This is a genomic window from Pseudomonadaceae bacterium SI-3 (assembly GCA_004010935.1).
In the GTDB taxonomy this organism is placed as follows: domain Bacteria; phylum Pseudomonadota; class Gammaproteobacteria; order Pseudomonadales; family Pseudomonadaceae; genus Stutzerimonas.
This window is the reverse complement of record CP026511.1, coordinates 641,655-659,119: the sequence shown is the minus strand read 5'-3', so window position 1 is coordinate 659,119 and position 17,465 is coordinate 641,655. Positions and strand designations below refer to the sequence as shown.

General features: G+C 54.0%; 6 protein-coding genes, 6 tRNA genes, 3 rRNA genes and 8 pseudogenes. 3 read left to right on the top strand and 20 right to left on the bottom strand.

From position 1 onward, the window contains the following. Window positions 1-174: 174 nt before the first annotated feature. From C1896_03135 to C1896_03045, 19 genes and pseudogenes are all read right to left on the bottom strand, one after another. A pseudogene (locus C1896_03135) lies at window positions 175-544 on the bottom strand (50S ribosomal protein L7/L12). Between the two features lie 73 nt (window positions 545-617). Continuing rightward, window positions 618-1,118 (bottom strand): 50S ribosomal protein L10, encoded by a 501-nt coding sequence (locus C1896_03130; GenBank protein ID AZZ43991.1) that lies wholly within the window; start codon window positions 1,116-1,118, stop codon window positions 618-620. Between the two features lie 210 nt (window positions 1,119-1,328). Further along, window positions 1,329-2,023 (bottom strand): annotated as a pseudogene (locus C1896_03125) (50S ribosomal protein L1). Beyond that, window positions 2,023-2,452: pseudogene (gene rplK / locus C1896_03120) on the bottom strand (50S ribosomal protein L11). The pseudogenes C1896_03125 and rplK overlap by 1 nt, the downstream one beginning before the upstream one ends. Window positions 2,453-2,562: 110 nt before the next feature. Next, window positions 2,563-3,096, bottom strand: coding sequence for a transcription termination/antitermination protein NusG (locus C1896_03115; GenBank protein ID AZZ43990.1), 534 nt, complete (start codon window positions 3,094-3,096; stop codon window positions 2,563-2,565). A 9-nt stretch (window positions 3,097-3,105) separates the two neighbouring features. Then, complete coding sequence (locus tag C1896_03110; GenBank protein ID AZZ43989.1) at window positions 3,106-3,474, bottom strand: preprotein translocase subunit SecE; 369 nt, start codon at window positions 3,472-3,474, stop codon at window positions 3,106-3,108. A 42-nt stretch (window positions 3,475-3,516) separates the two neighbouring features. After that, window positions 3,517-3,591: transfer RNA gene (locus tag C1896_03105), tRNA-OTHER, on the bottom strand. Window positions 3,592-3,643: 52 nt separating this feature from the next. Next, window positions 3,644-4,835: pseudogene (gene tuf / locus C1896_03100) on the bottom strand (elongation factor Tu). Between the two features lie 83 nt (window positions 4,836-4,918). Then, window positions 4,919-4,994: transfer RNA gene (locus tag C1896_03095), tRNA-Thr, on the bottom strand. A gap of 26 nt (window positions 4,995-5,020) precedes the next feature. Further along, window positions 5,021-5,094 (bottom strand) — tRNA-Gly (locus C1896_03090). Between the two features lie 25 nt (window positions 5,095-5,119). Further along, window positions 5,120-5,204: transfer RNA gene (locus C1896_03085), tRNA-Tyr, on the bottom strand. Between the two features lie 138 nt (window positions 5,205-5,342). Beyond that, window positions 5,343-6,004: pseudogene (locus C1896_03080) on the bottom strand (sporulation protein). Between the two features lie 10 nt (window positions 6,005-6,014). After that, window positions 6,015-6,751, bottom strand: a pseudogene (locus C1896_03075) (pantothenate kinase). Beyond that, window positions 6,741-7,706, bottom strand: a pseudogene (locus C1896_03070) (bifunctional biotin--[acetyl-CoA-carboxylase] synthetase/biotin operon repressor). Before C1896_03070 ends, C1896_03075 begins: the two co-directional pseudogenes overlap by 11 nt. 113 nt (window positions 7,707-7,819) lie before the next feature. Further along, window positions 7,820-7,935: ribosomal RNA gene (gene rrf, locus C1896_03065) — 5S ribosomal RNA — on the bottom strand. A 137-nt stretch (window positions 7,936-8,072) separates the two neighbouring features. Further along, window positions 8,073-10,982: ribosomal RNA gene (locus C1896_03060) — 23S ribosomal RNA — on the bottom strand. A gap of 234 nt (window positions 10,983-11,216) precedes the next feature. Continuing rightward, window positions 11,217-11,292, bottom strand: a tRNA-Ala gene (locus C1896_03055). Window positions 11,293-11,322: 30 nt separating this feature from the next. Then, window positions 11,323-11,399: transfer RNA gene (locus C1896_03050), tRNA-Ile, on the bottom strand. Between the two features lie 90 nt (window positions 11,400-11,489). Next, a 16S ribosomal RNA gene (locus C1896_03045) occupies window positions 11,490-13,027 on the bottom strand. The 16S, 23S and 5S rRNA genes sit together here with 2 tRNA genes alongside, the layout of an rRNA operon. Before the next feature lie 109 nt (window positions 13,028-13,136). Between C1896_03045 and C1896_03040 the strand changes: the two are divergent. Next, window positions 13,137-13,538, top strand: a pseudogene (locus C1896_03040) (hypothetical protein). A 48-nt stretch (window positions 13,539-13,586) separates the two neighbouring features. Here C1896_03040 and C1896_03035 read toward each other — a convergent pair. Then, window positions 13,587-14,798, bottom strand: a complete 1,212-nt coding sequence (locus C1896_03035; GenBank protein ID AZZ43988.1) for a tyrosine--tRNA ligase — start codon at window positions 14,796-14,798, stop codon at window positions 13,587-13,589. Between the two features lie 183 nt (window positions 14,799-14,981). On the opposite strand from C1896_03035, the gene C1896_03030 reads away from it, so the two are divergent. Both C1896_03030 and C1896_03025 read left to right on the top strand, forming a co-directional pair. Then, complete coding sequence (locus C1896_03030) at window positions 14,982-16,370, top strand: peptidase M23 (GenBank protein ID AZZ43987.1); 1,389 nt, start codon at window positions 14,982-14,984, stop codon at window positions 16,368-16,370. Beyond that, window positions 16,371-17,462 (top strand): anhydro-N-acetylmuramic acid kinase, encoded by a 1,092-nt coding sequence (locus tag C1896_03025; protein ID AZZ43986.1) that lies wholly within the window; start codon window positions 16,371-16,373, stop codon window positions 17,460-17,462. It abuts the gene before it with no gap. Window positions 17,463-17,465 lie beyond the last annotated feature (3 nt).

Below are 17,465 nucleotides of genomic sequence, written 5' to 3'. Positions count from 1 at the left end.
GGAGCAGCCAGAAAATCTTGCGAATCCTGTGATTCGCACCGCCCACCGGAGCGGTTGTTTCCGTAATAGCTGCCAGATGTTCAACAGGCAGCTATAACGGAAAAAGGCCGGTGGCAAAAGCCACCAGCCATCAGCCTTACGCGAGTCGCTTCGGCTGTAGACGCAAGGTCGCGCTTACTTGAGCTCGACTTTAGCGCCAGCCTCTTCCAAGGATTTCTTGGCAGCTTCGGCTTCGTCCTTGGACACGCCTTCCTTGACAATACCAGGGGGCGCCGTCAACGACTGCCTTGGCTTCTTTCAGACCCAGACCTGTCAGTTCGCGAACGGCCTTGATCACGTTTACTTTCTTCTCGCCAGCTTCAAGCAGCATGACGTTGAATTCGGTCTGCTCTTCGGCAGCAGCAGCAGCCGGGCCAGCAGCAGCAACAGTGGCGGCTGCAGCAGTAACGCCGAACTTCTCTTCCATTGCCTTGATCAGTTCAACAACCTGCATCACGGACATTTCGGAAACGGCGTTGATGATGTCTTCGTTGGTCAGAGCCATGACTCTAAATTCCTGTATATGATGACGGCCTTTGGCCATCTAATTCAAAAAATCGAAAAATGCTTTGCGCGCGTTAGGCCGCGGCTGCTTCTTTCTGGTCGCGAACGGCCGCCAATGTACGAGCCAGCTTGCTGGTAGCGCCTTGGATCACGCTCATCAGCTGCGAAATTGCCTCGTCATAGGTCGGCAGGGTTGCCAAAGCGTCGATCTGGTTGGCTGCAATGAACTGACCTTCAAATGCGGCAGCCTTGATCTCGAACTTGTCCTGACCCTTGGCAAACTCCTTGAAGATACGAGCGGCAGCGCCCGGATGCTCGTTGGAGAAAGCGATAAGGGTCGGGCCTTTGAACACGTCGTTGAGCACATCATACTGAGTACCTTCAACAGCGCGGCGCAGCAGGGTGTTACGTACTACACGCACGTATACGCCAGCTTCGCGGGCCTCTTTACGGAGTCCGGTCATGGCTCCCACGGTCACACCACGGGCATCAGCCACGACAGCGGACAGGGCAGCTTTGGCAGCCTCGTTGACTTCAGCGACGATGGCTTTCTTGTCTTCGAGTTTGATTGCCACGGGTTTTTACTCCTGGATGTTACCGGTTCGTCCAGTCGAAACCGAACGGGTTTTGGTGTCTGATTCGGTACGAATCGGGAGCACCTCTGCGTAGGCCTGAAAAAGCTAAGCTTCTACGGTTTAAGACTCACGTCGCCTACGGTCTTGGATAGCCCCCGCCAGGCAGGGACCCCAATGTGTCGCGCCCTGCCAAGCAGGGCGCTGAATGCTTTACGCTTCGAGCGATGCCTGATCGATGACCAAGCCAGGACCCATGGTGGTGCTCAGGGTGACGCGCTTGACGTAGATGCCTTTGGAAGTGGCGGCTTCAAACGCTTGAGGTCCGACAGCAGCGCTTCGACGTTCTGCTTCAGCTGACCAGCCTCGAAACCAACCTTGCCGACTGAAGTATGAATGATACCGTTCTTGTCGGTACGGAAGCGCACCTGACCGGCCTTGGCGTTCTTTACGGCAGTCGCAACGTCAGGCGTCACAGTACCGACCTTCGGGTTAGGCATCAGACCGCGCGGACCAAGAATCTGGCCCAGCTGACCAACAACACGCATTGCATCCGGAGAAGCAATAACGACGTCGTAGCTCAGATCCCCACCCTTCATCTCAGCAGCCAAATCGTCCATGCCGACGCGATCCGCACCTGCAGCAAGCGCCGCCTCGGCTGCTGGACCCTGAGTGAACACCGCCACCCGAACGCTTTTACCTGTACCGTTCGGCAGAACAGTAGCGCCACGCACAACTTGATCGGATTTACGCGGATCAACGCCAAGGTTAATGGCGATATCGAAGGACTCAGTGAACTTCACTGCCGACAGCTGAGCCAGCAGCGTCGCGGCATCTTCGAACGAATACTGCTTGCCAGCTTCGATTTTTTCAGCGAAAGCCTTCTGACGCTTGGTCAACTTAGCCATTACACACCCTCCACGTTCAGGCCCATGCTGCGAGCGGAGCCGGCGATAGTGCGCACGGCCGCATCGAGATCAGCAGCGGTAAGATCAGCATTCTTCGTCTTAGCGATCTCTTCCAGCTGCGCACGGGTAACAGTGCCGACCTTCTGGGTGTTAGGACGAGCAGAACCACTAGCAATGCCAGCGGCTTTCTTCAACAGAACGGCAGCAGGCGTACTTTTGGTCGAAGGTGAAACTGCGGTCGCTATAGACGGTGATGATTACCGGCGTTGGCAGACCTGGTTCCTGACCCTGCGTACGAGCGTTGAACGCCTTGCAGAATTCCATGATGTTGACACCATGCTGCCCCAGCGCCGGGCCGACTGGCGGCGACGGGTTGGCCTGACCGGCCTTTACCTGAAGCTTGATATAAGCTTGAATCTTCTTAGCCATAAGTACTCCGTTCTGGTATTAGCGCCTTGCGGCTCCCCTGTTCACTTGAATATCCCAGTGACGACAAAACCCCGCAGCCATCAGCTGCGGGGTGTGGGATGCTTTTTCAGCTAGACCTTTTCGACCTGACTGAACTCCAACTCTACCGGCGTTGATCGACCAAAAATCAATACCGCGACCTGGATGCGACTCTTTTCGTAATTAACTTCTTCAACCACGCCATTGAAATCAGCAAACGGGCCGTCAGCCACGCGCACAACCTCACCCGGCTCGAACAATGTTTTGGGCTTAGGCTTATCACTACCGTCAGCAACGCGACGCAGAATGGCTTCAGCCTCTTTATCCGTGATCGGCGCAGGCTTGTCAGCGGTACCACCGATGAAACCCATCACGCGCGGCGTATCCTTAACCAGGTGCCAAGCGCCTTCAGCCATATCCATCTGGACAAGAACGTAACCCGGGAAAAATTTGCGCTCACTTTTGCGCTTCTGCCCGTTACGCATCTCAACCACTTCTTCAGTGGGAACTAGAATCTCGCCGAAATGATCTTCCATGCCGGCAAGCTTGATGCGCTCAATCAATGAACGCATGACATGCTTCTCGTAACCCGAGTAAGCATGAACGACATACCAACGCTTAGCCACGGGACACCCTTAACCTACAATCATGGAAACTAGCCAACCGAGCAGAGAATCGAGACCCCACAACAGCAGCGCCATAACCAACACGACCGCGACGACAATAAGCGTGGTCTGAGTAGTCTCTTGACGGGTCGGCCAAACGACTTTACGAATCTCGACGCGCGCCTCTTTCAGAAGAACGAAAAAGGAACGACCTTTAGACGTCTGTAGCGCAACAAACGCTGCAACCACAGCAAATACGAGCAGCGCAAGAACCCTGTACAGAATAGGCTCGGCGGAGTAATACTGATTACCCACCACAGCCACAACAACCAAAGCAGCCACAACAAGCCACTTCACCAGATCGAAGCGCGAGTCTTTGGCTTCTGCTTTGACATTCATCTGCTAGAACCCTGTAAATATTGCCAAATTCGATATTGAATTTGGCAGGCCAGGAGGGAATCGAACCCCCAACCTGCGGTTTTGAGACCGCCGCTCTGCCAATTGAGCTACTGGCCTAACAAGAGTCAGGCCGACTATTATGCCGGCCCGAATGAATCAGATCAATCGATTATTCGATGATCTTGGCAACCACGCCGGCACCAACGGTACGACCACCCTCGCGAATCGCGAAGCGCAGACCATCTTCCATGGCGATCGGAGCGATCAGGGTGACAACCATCTTGATGTTGTCGCCCGGCATTACCATCTCAACGCCTTCGGGCAGCTCGCAGTTACCGGTCACGTCAGTCGTACGGAAGTAGAACTGAGGGCGGTAGCCCTTGAAGAACGGAGTGTGACGACCGCCTTCTTCCTTGCTCAGTACGTAGACTTCGCCTTCGAACTTGGTGTGCGGCTTGATGGTGCCCGGCTTGGCCAGAACCTGACCACGCTCAACGTCATCACGCTTGGTGCCGCGCAGCAGGACGCCGACGTTCTCACCCGCACGACCTTCGTCGAGCAGCTTACGGAACATTTCGACGCCGGTGCAGGTAGTCTTGGTCGTGGCACGAATACCAACGATCTCGATCTCTTCCTGAACCTTGACGATGCCGCGCTCAACACGACCAGTCACAACAGTACCGCGACCAGAGATCGAGAACACGTCCTCGATTGGCATCAGGAACGGCTTGTCGATCGCACGCTCAGGCTCTGGGATGTAGCTGTCCAGAGTCTCGACCAGCTTACGCACGGCCGACACGCCCATCTCGTTGTCGTCCTGGCCATTCAGGGCCATCAGCGCAGAGCCAATGATGATCGGAGTGTCGTCGCCCGGGAAGTCGTAAGTCGACAGCAGGTCACGCACTTCCATCTCAACCAGCTCAAGCAGCTCAGCGTCGTCCACCATGTCAGCCTTGTTCAGGAAGACAACGATGTACGGAACGCCAACCTGACGGGACAGCAGGATGTGCTCACGAGTCTGCGGCATCGGACCGTCAGCAGCAGAGCAAACCAGAATCGCGCCGTCCATCTGCGCAGCACCGGTGATCATGTTCTTCACATAGTCAGCGTGGCCAGGGCAGTCAACGTGAGCGTAGTGACGGATCGAGGAATCATATTCAACGTGGGAGGTGTTGATGGTGATACCACGAGCCTTCTCCTCCGGCGCGTTGTCGATCTGCGAGAAGTCACGCGCAGAGCCGCCCCAAGTCTCAGCACAGACTTTAGTCAGCGCTGCGGTGAGCGGTCTTCCCATGGTCGACGTGACCAATGGTACCGACGTTCAGGTGCGGTTTGTTACGTTCGAATTTTTCTTTAGCCATCGAGACCGTCTCCCATCGTTGAATTGAGCTAGTCACGCCACCATTAAAACAAAGGCAGATATTTACATATCTGCCTTTGAGATTGGAGCTCATGAGCGGATTTGAACCGCTGACCTCACCCTTACCAAGGGTGTGCTCTACCAGCTGAGCTACATGAGCGTATCGTATTTGCGCGAGCAAAAACCTGGAGCGGGTAGCGGGAATCGAACCCGCATCATCAGCTTGGAAGGCTGAGGTTCTACCACTAAACTATACCCGCGGTAGCCTAGGCCGACGCTATAAACTGGTGGAGGGGGAAGGATTCGAACCTTCGAAGTCGATGACGTCAGATTTACAGTCTGATCCCTTTGGCCGCTCGGGAACCCCTCCAAAACGAGGCGGCATTTTCAATGCCATCCTCTTAACTGTCAAGCAATTTCTCATTAAAATCCTGAGGTTAGCTTCGTGACAGTTCTCCTCAAACAACCCAAGGGGCTGCGCGACGGAGCGGGCGCCATTCTATGGAAACTATTCTACGTTTGCAATGCTTGAACACGGCATTTGTTGATGACCCAGCTTGGGGAAATCTCTTAGGAGTTCGCCCAAGCAATGAGTCGGTCAGGAGGCGCTGCTGAACGCCCTCACCTGAACCCAGTAGCTACGGTGTGTTTCTCGGCAACTCGCGTATAGACGCCATATAACTAATGGCTTTTAAGCGACCTACAACGCTTTCAGCGGAGTCCTTACGAGAGAATATCCCTAGTGATATTCCATTAGACAGATCACCGACGGTAATTATGTAACTGTCAATATTGCGAGATTGGAGCTCTCTCAGCTGACGTAGCGATGCTTGCCGCGAACCAGCGGAGGCAGATATACCCAATAGTCAGTGCCAGCAGGCTCATCGATAGACTTGACGCTGGCATCAATATCAAGACTTAGCAAACGCTGCTCAACGTCCAGCGCCACCGATTCTTGGTCGAACCCACCCAAAATACGCAAACACTCCCCTCGTCGGCGGAAGAACCACGAGGCTCCAATGGTTTGGTTTCGCTAAGCAACTGTATATCAGCCTCTTCGGAAACGGGAGGCGCCACGACGTCGCCCGCCCCCCTAGGAGGCTGCTGGTTGATGTGATGGAGGTAAAATAAAAGATTTAGCACTACCAGCAGCATTAAAAGCCAGCGCATGGATACCTCTTTAGGGACAGGCTATCGCCAGCCCCCTGAAAACCAAATCAGGCACGCATCTAGCCCTAGGGAGATCTGCAATCAGTGCTGCATCTCCGCCGGTAACATAGATGGTGAAGTTTTTACCCAGATGATCTCCAGCGATGCCAATCTGGCTTGTAACGTAGCTTCGCAGCATGATCAAACAACCTCGCTCGACACCCTCGGCGGTGTCCCTGCCAGGCGTGGTATCACTCAACGCAACGTGGATAGCGCAGGGTCGTATTGGATGCGCCGGGTGTGAGCAAGCAGCTGCCCACGTAGAAGCGCTAAACCTGGCGCTATATAACCACCCAAGTGCACGCCATTACAGTCGACTAAATCTATAGTGACCGCAGTGCCGAGGTCGATAACCAAACATGGTCCTTTGCACATTTCATAAGCGGCGATGATAGCCAACCACCGATCCAAACCCAGCCGGCCCTGTTCCTTATAACCATTAAACAACGCCCGCGACGCGCTTGGCTGGACTCACCTTAAGCACTTCCACCCCTAGTGCACCAGACAGCACGTCTGTCAATGCACCGTTTCCGCATCGTCTCTGACGCTACCATGCGCAACGGGTAATTTTCCCAATATCTGCATTGAGCAAGTCCTGAGCAGGTCCATCGCCTGCGCTGCGATACCCCCTACTACCAACGCGCCATCAACATTTGAAACAACCCGCCACTTGATGAAGCTATTGCCGCAATCGAGCTCAAGAATCATCGTCTAGCCTCAAACTTAATTCTCCACCACTGAAACACCGCTCACCCTGCCCTTCATCCAAAGGCGTAGCGCACCCTGCTCGTCTATCCCGTTCATCATTCCTTTAACCTGTTGGGTGCCGGTGCTTAACGTACAGCGTCGCCCGCGCCAGATATTTTTGCCTTCCCACTCGTCGCGCAATGACGAAAATCCCTCACGGGCATGCCTTTCTAAATAGTGAGATAAGGCTTCACTGACAAAGCGCGCCAGGTCATCGCGGCTCGCCAGCATTCCTGTCTGCTCACGCACCGAAGTCCAGGCCTGACCGATGCCCTGAGTGCTCGGCGCCATGTTCACGTTCACTCCAATCCCGATAATCACATGACATACGTCCGCCGGATCACATTCAGCTCTAATAGAATGCCTGCTATTTTTCTGCCGCCTGCATATACATCGTTGGGCCACTTTAGTCCCGCACTTTCGATGCCAGCCCCGATGAAGCGCACGGAGAACGGCCAGCCCAACGACTAAACTCAATCCAGACAATCCCTGGAGGCCATTCGAAACCTTCAGCACCAAGGTGTAATAAATATTTTGTGCCGGCGGGCTCGTCCACACACGCCCTCTACGGCCCCGCCCATGAGTTTGGCCCTCAGCCAATACCACGAATGGCGCAGCTACGCCCGCGTGCAACAACCTTAAGGCCTCTGCATTAGTGGAGTCGGTTGACTCTCGAAGATAGAGCTGCCACCCCAGAGGAGCCAACACGGCGGCGTTGTCCTCATAACTCAGCAGCGAAAGAGGCCGCTGCCAAGCGATACCCCTTCCCTGGCACCTTGAATAGCTCAATACCGCATTCATCCTCAAGTCGCTGTAGGTATTTCCACACAGCACTCCGACTTACACCGAGAGCCTTTCCTAACTCTTCGCCAGAATGAAAACGACCGTCGCCGAGCAACCGTAGCAAGCTGTTCATTACCCTCCTGGCTTCGCACAGACTTAATCGACGCCCTTGAACACATTCGAGTTTTCCATACCCCAAAGACAAACCCCCGATCCTCTTACGAAGATCGGGGGTTTGGTGTAGAAGCTTGACGATGACCTACTCTCACATGGGGAAACCCCACACTACCATCGGCGATGCGTCGTTTCACTACTGAGTTCGGGATGGGATCAGGTGGTTCCAACGCTCTATGGTCGTCAAGCAATTCGGTTGGGGAGTCGGTGTTGAGTCGCTTCCCCTAATTGGGTATGTGATGGTGTTTCGGTGTTGCTTTCGCTTTGCGAGCGTTGCGTCTTTTCGGTTTGTTGTCGACTTCAACCGTCTGACACACAAACATCAAATTGTTTGGGTGTTATATGGTCAAGCCTCACGGGCAATTAGTATTGGTTAGCTCAACGCCTCACAGCGCTTACACACCCAACCTATCAACGTCGTAGTCTTCGACGGCCTTCAGGGAGCTCAAGGCTCCAGTGAGATCTCATCTTGAGGCAAGTTTCCCGCTTAGATGCTTTCAGCGGTTATCTCTTCCGAACATAGCTACCCGGCAATGCCACTGGCGTGACAACCGGAACACCAGAGGTTCGTCCACTCCGGTCCTCTCGTACTAGGAGCAGCCCCTCTCAAATCTCAAACGTCCACGGCAGATAGGGACCGAACTGTCTCACGACGTTCTAACCCAGCTCGCGTACCACTTTAAATGGCGAACAGCCATACCCTTGGGACCGGCTTCAGCCCCAGGATGTGATGAGCCGACATCGAGGTGCCAAACACCGCCGTCGATATGAACTCTTGGGCGGTATCAGCCTGTTATCCCGGAGTACCTTTTTATCCGTTGAGCGATGGCCCTTCCATACAGAACCACCGGATCACTAAGACCTACTTTCGTACCTGCTCGACGTGTCTGTCTCGCAGTCAAGCGCGCTTTTGCCTTTATACTCTACGACCGATTTCCGACCGGTCTGAGCGCACCTTCGTACTCCTCCGTTACTCTTTAGGAGGAGACCGCCCCAGTCAAACTACCCACCATACACTGTCCTCGATCCGGATAACGGACCAGAGTTAGAACCTCAAAGTTGCCAGGGTGGTATTTCAAGGTTGGCTCCACGCGAACTGGCGTCCACGCTTCAAAGCCTCCCACCTATCCTACACAAGCAAATTCAAAGTCCAGTGCAAAGCTATAGTAAAGGTTCACGGGGTCTTTCCGTCTAGCCGCGGATACACTGCATCTTCACAGCGATTTCAATTTCACTGAGTCTCGGGTGGAGACAGCGCCGCCATCGTTACGCCATTCGTGCAGGTCGGAACTTACCCGACAAGGAATTTCGCTACCTTAGGACCGTTATAGTTACGGCCGCCGTTTACCGGGGCTTCGATCAAGAGCTTCGCTTGCGCTAACCCATCAATTAACCTTCCGGCACCGGGCAGGCGTCACACCCTATACGTCCACTTTCGTGTTTGCAGAGTGCTGTGTTTTTAATAAACAGTCGCAGCGGCCTGGTATCTTCGACCGGCATGAGCTTACGGGGTAAACCCTTCACCCTCACCGGCGCACCTTCTCCCGAAGTTACGGTGCCATTTTGCCTAGTTCCTTCACCCGAGTTCTCTCAAGCGCCTTGGTATTCTCTACCCAACCACCTGTGTCGGTTTGGGGTACGGTTCCTAGTTACCTGAAGCTTAGAGGCTTTTCCTGGAAGCATGGCATCAACCACTTCTCCTTCTAAAAGAAGGATCGTCATCAGTTCTCGGCATTAAGATCCCGGATTTACCTAAGACCTCTGCCTACCACCTTAAACTTGGACAACCAACGCCAAGCTGGCCTAGCCTTCTCCGTCCCCCCATCGCAGTAACTAGAAGTACGGGAATATTAACCCGTTTCCCATCGACTACGCTCTTCAGCCTCGCCTTAGGGACCGACTCACCCTGCGTCGATTAACGTTGCGCAGGAACCCTTGGTCTTTCGGCGTGGGAGTTTTTCACTCCCATTGTCGTTACTCATGTCAGCATTCGCACTTCTGATACCTCCAGCAAGCTTCTCAACTCACCTTCACAGGCTTACAGAACGCTCCTCTACCGCTCAACTTACGTTGAACCCGTAGCTTCGGTACCTGGTTTGAGCCCCGTTACATCTTCCGCGCAGGCCGACTCGACTAGTGAGCTATTACGCTTTCTTTAAAGGGTGGCTGCTTCTAAGCCAACCTCCTAGCTGTCTGAGCCTTCCCACATCGTTTCCCACTTAACCAGGATTTTGGGACCTTAGCTGACGGTCTGGGTTGTTTCCCTTTTCACGACGGACGTTAGCACCCGCCGTGTGTCTCCCGTGCTGACACTTGCTGGTATTCGGAGTTTGCATCGGTTTGGTAAGTCGGGATGACCCCCTAGCCGAAACAGTGCTCTACCCCCAGCAGTGATACACGAGGCGCTACCTAAATAGCTTTCGAGGAGAACCAGCTATCTCCGAGCTTGATTAGCCTTTCACTCCGATCCACAGGTCATCCGCTAACTTTTCAACGGTAGTCGGTTCGGTCCTCCAGTTAGTGTTACCCAACCTTCAACCTGCCCATGGATAGATCGCCCGGTTTCGGGTCTATTCCAGCGACTAGACGCCCTATTAAGACTCGCTTTCGCTACGCCTCCCCTATTTGGTTAAGCTCGCCACTGAAAATAAGTCGCTGACCCATTATACAAAAGGTACGCAGTCACCTAACAAAGTAGGCTCCCACTGCTTGTACGCATACGGTTTCAGGATCTATTTCACTCCCCTCTCCGGGGTTCTTTTCGCCTTTCCCTCACGGTACTAGTTCACTATCGGTCAGTCAGTAGTATTTAGCCTTGGAGGATGGTCCCCCCATATTCAGACAAAGTTTCTCGTGCTCCGTCCTACTCGATTTCACTTCTAAGACCTTTTCGCGTACAGGGCTATCACCCACTATGGCCGCACTTTCCAGAGCGTTCCGCTAAAATCAAAGAAGCTTAAGGGCTAGTCCCCGTTCGCTCGCCACTACTAAGGGAATCTCGGTTGATTTCTTTTCCTCAGGGTACTTAGATGTTTCAGTTCCCCTGGTTCGCCTCACACACCTATGTATTCAGTGTGTGATAACCATCTTATGATGGCTGGGTTCCCCATTCAGACATCTCCGGATCAAAGTCTGTTTGCCGACTCCCCGAAGCTTTTCGCAGGCTACCACGTCTTTCATCGCCTCTGACTGCCAAGGCATCCACCGTATGCGCTTCTTCACTTGACCATATAACCCAAGCAATCTGGTTATTGTCTAATAACGTGAAGACGACATTCGCCGAAAATCCGCAATTTTACTCGCAAATTTTACCTTGACTTGAATAATCACCAGTGAAAGTGACCACTCAAATCTACTTCTATCACATACCCAAATTTTTAAAGAACAGTTACTGGCGCAAAGACCAGAAATCAATACACTCCCTAAGGAATCTATTCATTTCTGTGCTTTCAAGCGATGGTGAGAATAATGGTGGAGCCAAGCGGGATCGAACCGCTGACCTCCTGCGTGCAAAGCAGGCGCTCTCCCAGCTGAGCTATGGCCCCATCTACAGATCGGCCACATCCCATGACAATTGGTGGGTCTGGGCAGATTCGAACTGCCGACCTCACCCTTATCAGGGGTGCGCTCTAACCAACTGAGCTACAGACCCAATCGTCTCTCTCGGGTCGAAACCCAATCGCTTTTCGCTAGTGAATCAAGCAATTCGTGTGGGAACTTATGAAGAAGCTGAAGTCTTCGATTAAGGAGGTGATCCAGCCGCAGGTTCCCCTACGGCTACCTTGTTACGACTTCACCCCAGTCATGAATCACTCCGTGGTAACCGTCCTCCCGAAGGTTAGACTAGCTACTTCTGGAGCAACCCACTCCCATGGTGTGACGGGCGGTGTGTACAAGGCCCGGGAACGTATTCACCGTGACATTCTGATTCACGATTACTAGCGATTCCGACTTCACGCAGTCGAGTTGCAGACTGCGATCCGGACTACGATCGGTTTTATGGGATTAGCTCCACCTCGCGGCTTGGCAACCCTTTGTACCGACCATTGTAGCACGTGTGTAGCCCAGGCCGTAAGGGCCATGATGACTTGACGTCATCCCCACCTTCCTCCGGTTTGTCACCGGCAGTCTCCTTAGAGTGCCCACCATAACGTGCTGGTAACTAAGGACAAGGGTTGCGCTCGTTACGGGACTTAACCCAACATCTCACGACACGAGCTGACGACAGCCATGCAGCACCTGTGTCAGAGTTCCCGAAGGCACCAATCCATCTCTGGAAAGTTCTCTGCATGTCAAGGCCTGGTAAGGTTCTTCGCGTTGCTTCGAATTAAACCACATGCTCCACCGCTTGTGCGGGCCCCCGTCAATTCATTTGAGTTTTAACCTTGCGGCCGTACTCCCCAGGCGGTCGACTTAATGCGTTAGCTGCGCCACTAAGATCTCAAGGATCCCAACGGCTAGTCGACATCGTTTACGGCGTGGACTACCAGGGTATCTAATCCTGTTTGCTCCCCACGCTTTCGCACCTCAGTGTCAGTATTAGCCCAGGTGGTCGCCTTCGCCACTGGTGTTCCTTCCTATATCTACGCATTTCACCGCTACACAGGAAATTCCACCACCCTCTGCCATACTCTAGCTTGCCAGTTTTGGATGCAGTTCCCAGGTTGAGCCCGGGGCTTTCACATCCAACTTAACAAACCACCTACGCGCGCTTTACGCCCAGTAATTCCGATTAACGCTTGCACCCTTCGTATTACCGCGGCTGCTGGCACGAAGTTAGCCGGTGCTTATTCTGTCGGTAACGTCAAAACACTAACGTATTAGGTTAATGCCCTTCCTCCCAACTTAAAGTGCTTTACAATCCGAAGACCTTCTTCACACACGCGGCATGGCTGGATCAGGCTTTCGCCCATTGTCCAATATTCCCCACTGCTGCCTCCCGTAGGAGTCTGGACCGTGTCTCAGTTCCAGTGTGACTGATCATCCTCTCAGACCAGTTACGGATCGTCGCCTTGGTGAGCCATTACCTCACCAACTAGCTAATCCGACCTAGGCTCATCTATTAGCGCAAGGCCCGAAGGTCCCCTGCTTTCTCCCGTAGGACGTATGCGGTATTAGCGTTCCTTTCGAAACGTTGTCCCCCACTAATAGGCAGATTCCTAGGCATTACTCACCCGTCCGCCGCTGAATCATGGAGCAAGCTCCACTCATCCGCTCGACTTGCATGTGTTAGGCCTGCCGCCAGCGTTCAATCTGAGCCATGATCAAACTCTTCAGTTCAATACTGCATGGGTTTTGAGAAAACCCTAAACTTGGCTCAGCAATCGCAATCTCTTCTAAAGGTTACCCTCAAGAAGAGCACTCAATGATTTCTCGTTGAGCATTTGTGATGCTGATAATCTTGCTGACTACCAGTCTTACCTCACAAGCACCCACACGAATTGCTTGATTCAGTTGTTAAAGAGCGTTTCGATCAAGTCTTTCGTCTCAACCGAGGCCGCGCATTCTACAGCAGCCTTGTGTCCCGTCAAGCTGTTTTTGAAGAAGTTTTTCTTTCTTCTCAACCGCTTGCGCTTCCGATCAACCTAGCGTCTCTCGTCAGCGGGAGGCGAATCATACAGCGTATAAAACCGCTGTCAACCACCTCCTTCAACCGCTTCCGATCAACCTGACCGAAGCCACCAACAGGACTCAACCACCACCCTGCCAGCCCGGCGCATTCTACTCGAATTCGCCATCCGTGCAACCCTTTATTTTCGCTAACTTCTTGATTTACAAGAGGTTTCGCTAAAGACCTGCGCCGGAGAAGGTGCGCATTATAGGCACCCAGAAACTCACGTCAACCGTTGTTTTCTTCCGGCTTAAGCGAAACACGGCCGAAAGCTTTTTTCCCTGCCTGGCAGACGTGCACTGAGCCAACGCAGAAGAGAAACGACCGATCAACAACCTGCCCATCAACCCGCACCCCACCCGAAGCCAACAGATCACGAGCCACGGCCGCATTCTTGACTAGGCCTGCCCGGTTCAAGACCGAGGCGATTGGCATATCTTCTGTAGAACACAGACTGATCTCAGGAATATCTTCCGGCAACTCACCCTCTTTCATTCTGTTGCCAGCAGAGCGATGAGCTGTCGCAGCGGCCTCGTCGCCATGAAAGCGAGCAACAATCTCTTCCGCAAGCTTGATCTTGATGTCGCGAGGATTCGCGCCGCGCGACACATCGGCCCGATACTCGTCGATTTCCGCCAGGTCTCGGAAGCTCAACAACTCGAAATACCGCCACATCAGCGCATCCGGAATCGACACCAACTTGCTATACATGACGCCCGGCGCTTCCTGGATCCCCACATAGTTACCCAACGATTTCGACATTTTCTTCACGCCATCCAAACCCTCTAGAAGCGGCATGGTGACGATGCATTGAGACTCCTGCCCATAAGAGCGCTGGAGCTCGCGCCCCATTAACAGATTGAACTTCTGATCTGTCCCACCCAACTCGACATCCGCCCGTAACGCAACGGAGTCGTAACCCTGGACCAATGGATAGAGAAACTCGTGGATAGCAATAGGTTGGTTGGTCGAGTAGCGCTTACTGAAATCGTCTCTTTCCAACATACGAGCCACGGTGTACTGCGATGCCAAACGAATAAAGTCGGACGGCGTCAAACCATCCATCCAAGAGGAATTGAAGGCCACCTCGGTCTTGGCAGGATCAAGAATTTTGAACACCTGACTTTTATAGGTTTCTGCGTTCTCCAGCACCTGATCACGCGTCAGAGGAGGACGCGTTGCGCTCTTGCCGCTTGGGTCGCCGATCATCCCGGTGAAATCCCCTATAAGGAAGACCACCTGGTGCCCGAGATCCTGAAACTGGCGCAGCTTATTTATAAGCACGGTATGGCCGAGATGCAGATCCGGCGCAGTTGGATCGAAGCCGGCCTTGATTCGAAGCGGCAGGCCGCGCTCCAGCTTGTTAACCAGTTCTGCCTCGACGAGCACTTCGTCAGCGCCCCGCTTGATCACCGACAACTGCTCTTGAACCGACTTCATTGGAGGCCCCACGCCAGGAAATAAGGCGGTAAACCTTACAAGAACCCCCGGAAAATTCAACGTCGTCGAACGCGAACCAGCCCGCGGCCGGTAGATTCAAGGGTTGCCTCGACAGCACTTTGCTTATACTTTAGGCAAATATTTTCTCTGTACAAAATATCGCCAGACATTCCAGACTTTCTAATGACCTATTCAAAATCGAAAGCCCCCCTCTACCCGAAGAGCCATCTCCTGGCTGCAAGCGGTATAGCTGCGCTTCTGAGCCTGGCACTTCTTGTATTCCCATCCCGCGAAGTCGAAGCCAAGAAAACCTTTCTCGATCTGCGTCTCGATACCGCCGCAGAACTTGAGACCGCAAGCGAAGAACCTCTTGTTAGCCTTTCGGTTGAGTCCCCCTTCACTCGGACCGAAACCCCTGGCGAACCTGACCTTCAGTCGTTGCAGCAGGAAGACGCCGAAGCGGCTACACCTCTGTCGAAAGAAGTGGTCGTGGCGAACGGGGATACGCTGTCGACGGTATTTGCAAAGGTTGGTCTTCCTCAAGCAACAGTTCACGACGTCTTGGCCAGCAGCAAAGAGGCAAAGCAATTTGCTCGCCTGAAGGTTGGCCAGCGCCTAGAATTTGAACTGGATGACCAGGGCAACCTAGCCCAGCTACGCAGCCAGTTGAACAAGCTGGAAAGCGTGCAACTGGAGCGATCTGGCACCAGCTACGTATTCAAGAAGGAACAGCTCAAGCCGGACGTGAGTACTGCTTACGCCTATGGCCGCATAGAGAGCAGCTTGTTCCTAGCTGCGAAGCGCGCAGGACTCAGTCACAACTTGACGATGGATCTGGCCAACGTGTTCGGATACGACATCGATTTCGCCATGGACATACGTAAAGGCGATTCATTCGAGGTGATATACGAGCAAAAAACTGTTGCCGGCGACCGGGTAGGAACAGGCAACATTCTCGCGGCCCGCTTTACCAATCGCGGCAAGAGCTATACAGCTGTCCGCTACACCAACAAGCAGGGCAATAGCAGCTATTACACCGCTGACGGCCAAAGCATGCGCAAGGCTTTCATTCGTACGCCTGTGGACTTCGCGCGCATCAGCTCACGCTTCTCCAACGGTCGCAAACACCCCATCCTGAACAAGATCCGCGCGCACAAAGGTGTGGACTACGCCGCAGCCCGCGGCACGCCCATCAAGAGTGCCGGAGACGGCAAAGTGCTTCTCGCGGGCCGTAAAGGAGGGTACGGCAACACCGTGGTCATTCAACACGGTAATCGTTACCGCACGCTTTATGCCCACATGCAGGGATTTGCCAAAGGCGTACGCAACGGTTCCTCGGTCAAACAGGGCCAAATCATCGGCTATATCGGTACGACCGGCCTGTCGACCGGCCCGCACCTGCATTATGAATTCCAGGTCGATGGCGTGCATGTCGATCCGCTGGGCCTAAAATTGCCAATGGCAGACCCCATTGCGAAGAACGAAAAACAGCGCTTCCTGCAGCTCAGCAATCCCCTTATGGCGCGCATGGACGACGAGCGCGCAACCATGCTGGCAATGAAGAGCGAGTAGATGTCGTTCTACATCGGGGTCATGTCAGGTACCAGTCTGGATGGCCTTGACTTCGTTCTGATTGAGCAGGGTCAACGAACGACCCTGCTGGAGACACATTACGAGCCTATGCCTGGGCAGCTCAAACAGGATCTGCTCGATCTGTGTACGTCCGCTTCTGACGAACTAGCTCGGGCAGCCATTGCTGAACAGGCTTGGGCCGAACTCGCAAGCGCCGGGGTACACCAACTGCTACACAAAGCGCAGTTCGCCCCCTCAGCCATCCGTGCGATCGGCAGCCATGGGCAGACCGTGCGGCACGAGCCGCAACGCGGCTTCTCTATCCAGATCGGACACCCTTCTCTACTCGCAGAACTAACCGGCATCAGCGTTGTGACTGATTTTCGTCGGCGTGACATTGCAGCCGGTGGCCAGGGCGCACCGCTGGTACCCGCCTTCCACGAAACCATGTTCAGCGACGCAAAACGGATCAGAGCGGTGCTCAATATTGGCGGGTTCAGCAACGTCAGCTTGCTACAGTCTGGGACGCCGACACGCGGTTTCGACTGCGGCCCAGGCAACGTGCTGCTCGACGCTTGGATACATCGCCACCAGGGGCAACCCTATGATCGCGACGGAAACTGGGCATCCAGCGGCCATGTCAATCACCAGTTGCTGACGCTACTGTTAAGTGACAAGTTCTTCTCTACTCATGGCCCAAAGAGCACCGGACGGGAACTATTCAACCTGCCCTGGCTGGACACCCACCTCGCATCTTTCCCCGACCTCGCTCCTGAAGATGTCCAGGCTACGCTGCTCGAACTGACTGCCCGCAGCATCAGCGAATCGCTCATGGCGGCCCAACCTGACGCAGAGGATGTGCTGGTCTGCGGCGGCGGTGCACACAACACGGCTCTGATGCAAAGACTGCGAGCATTGCTGCCAACATGCGAGCTGGCGAGCACCACGAGCTACGGAGTAGAACCGGACTGGCTAGAAGCCATGGCATTCGCCTGGTTAGCGCATTGCTGCATAGAGGGTATCGCCGCCAACCGTCCAAGCGTGACAGGCGCTCGCGGGCTTCGAATCCTTGGCGCCATCTACCCTGCATGAGCT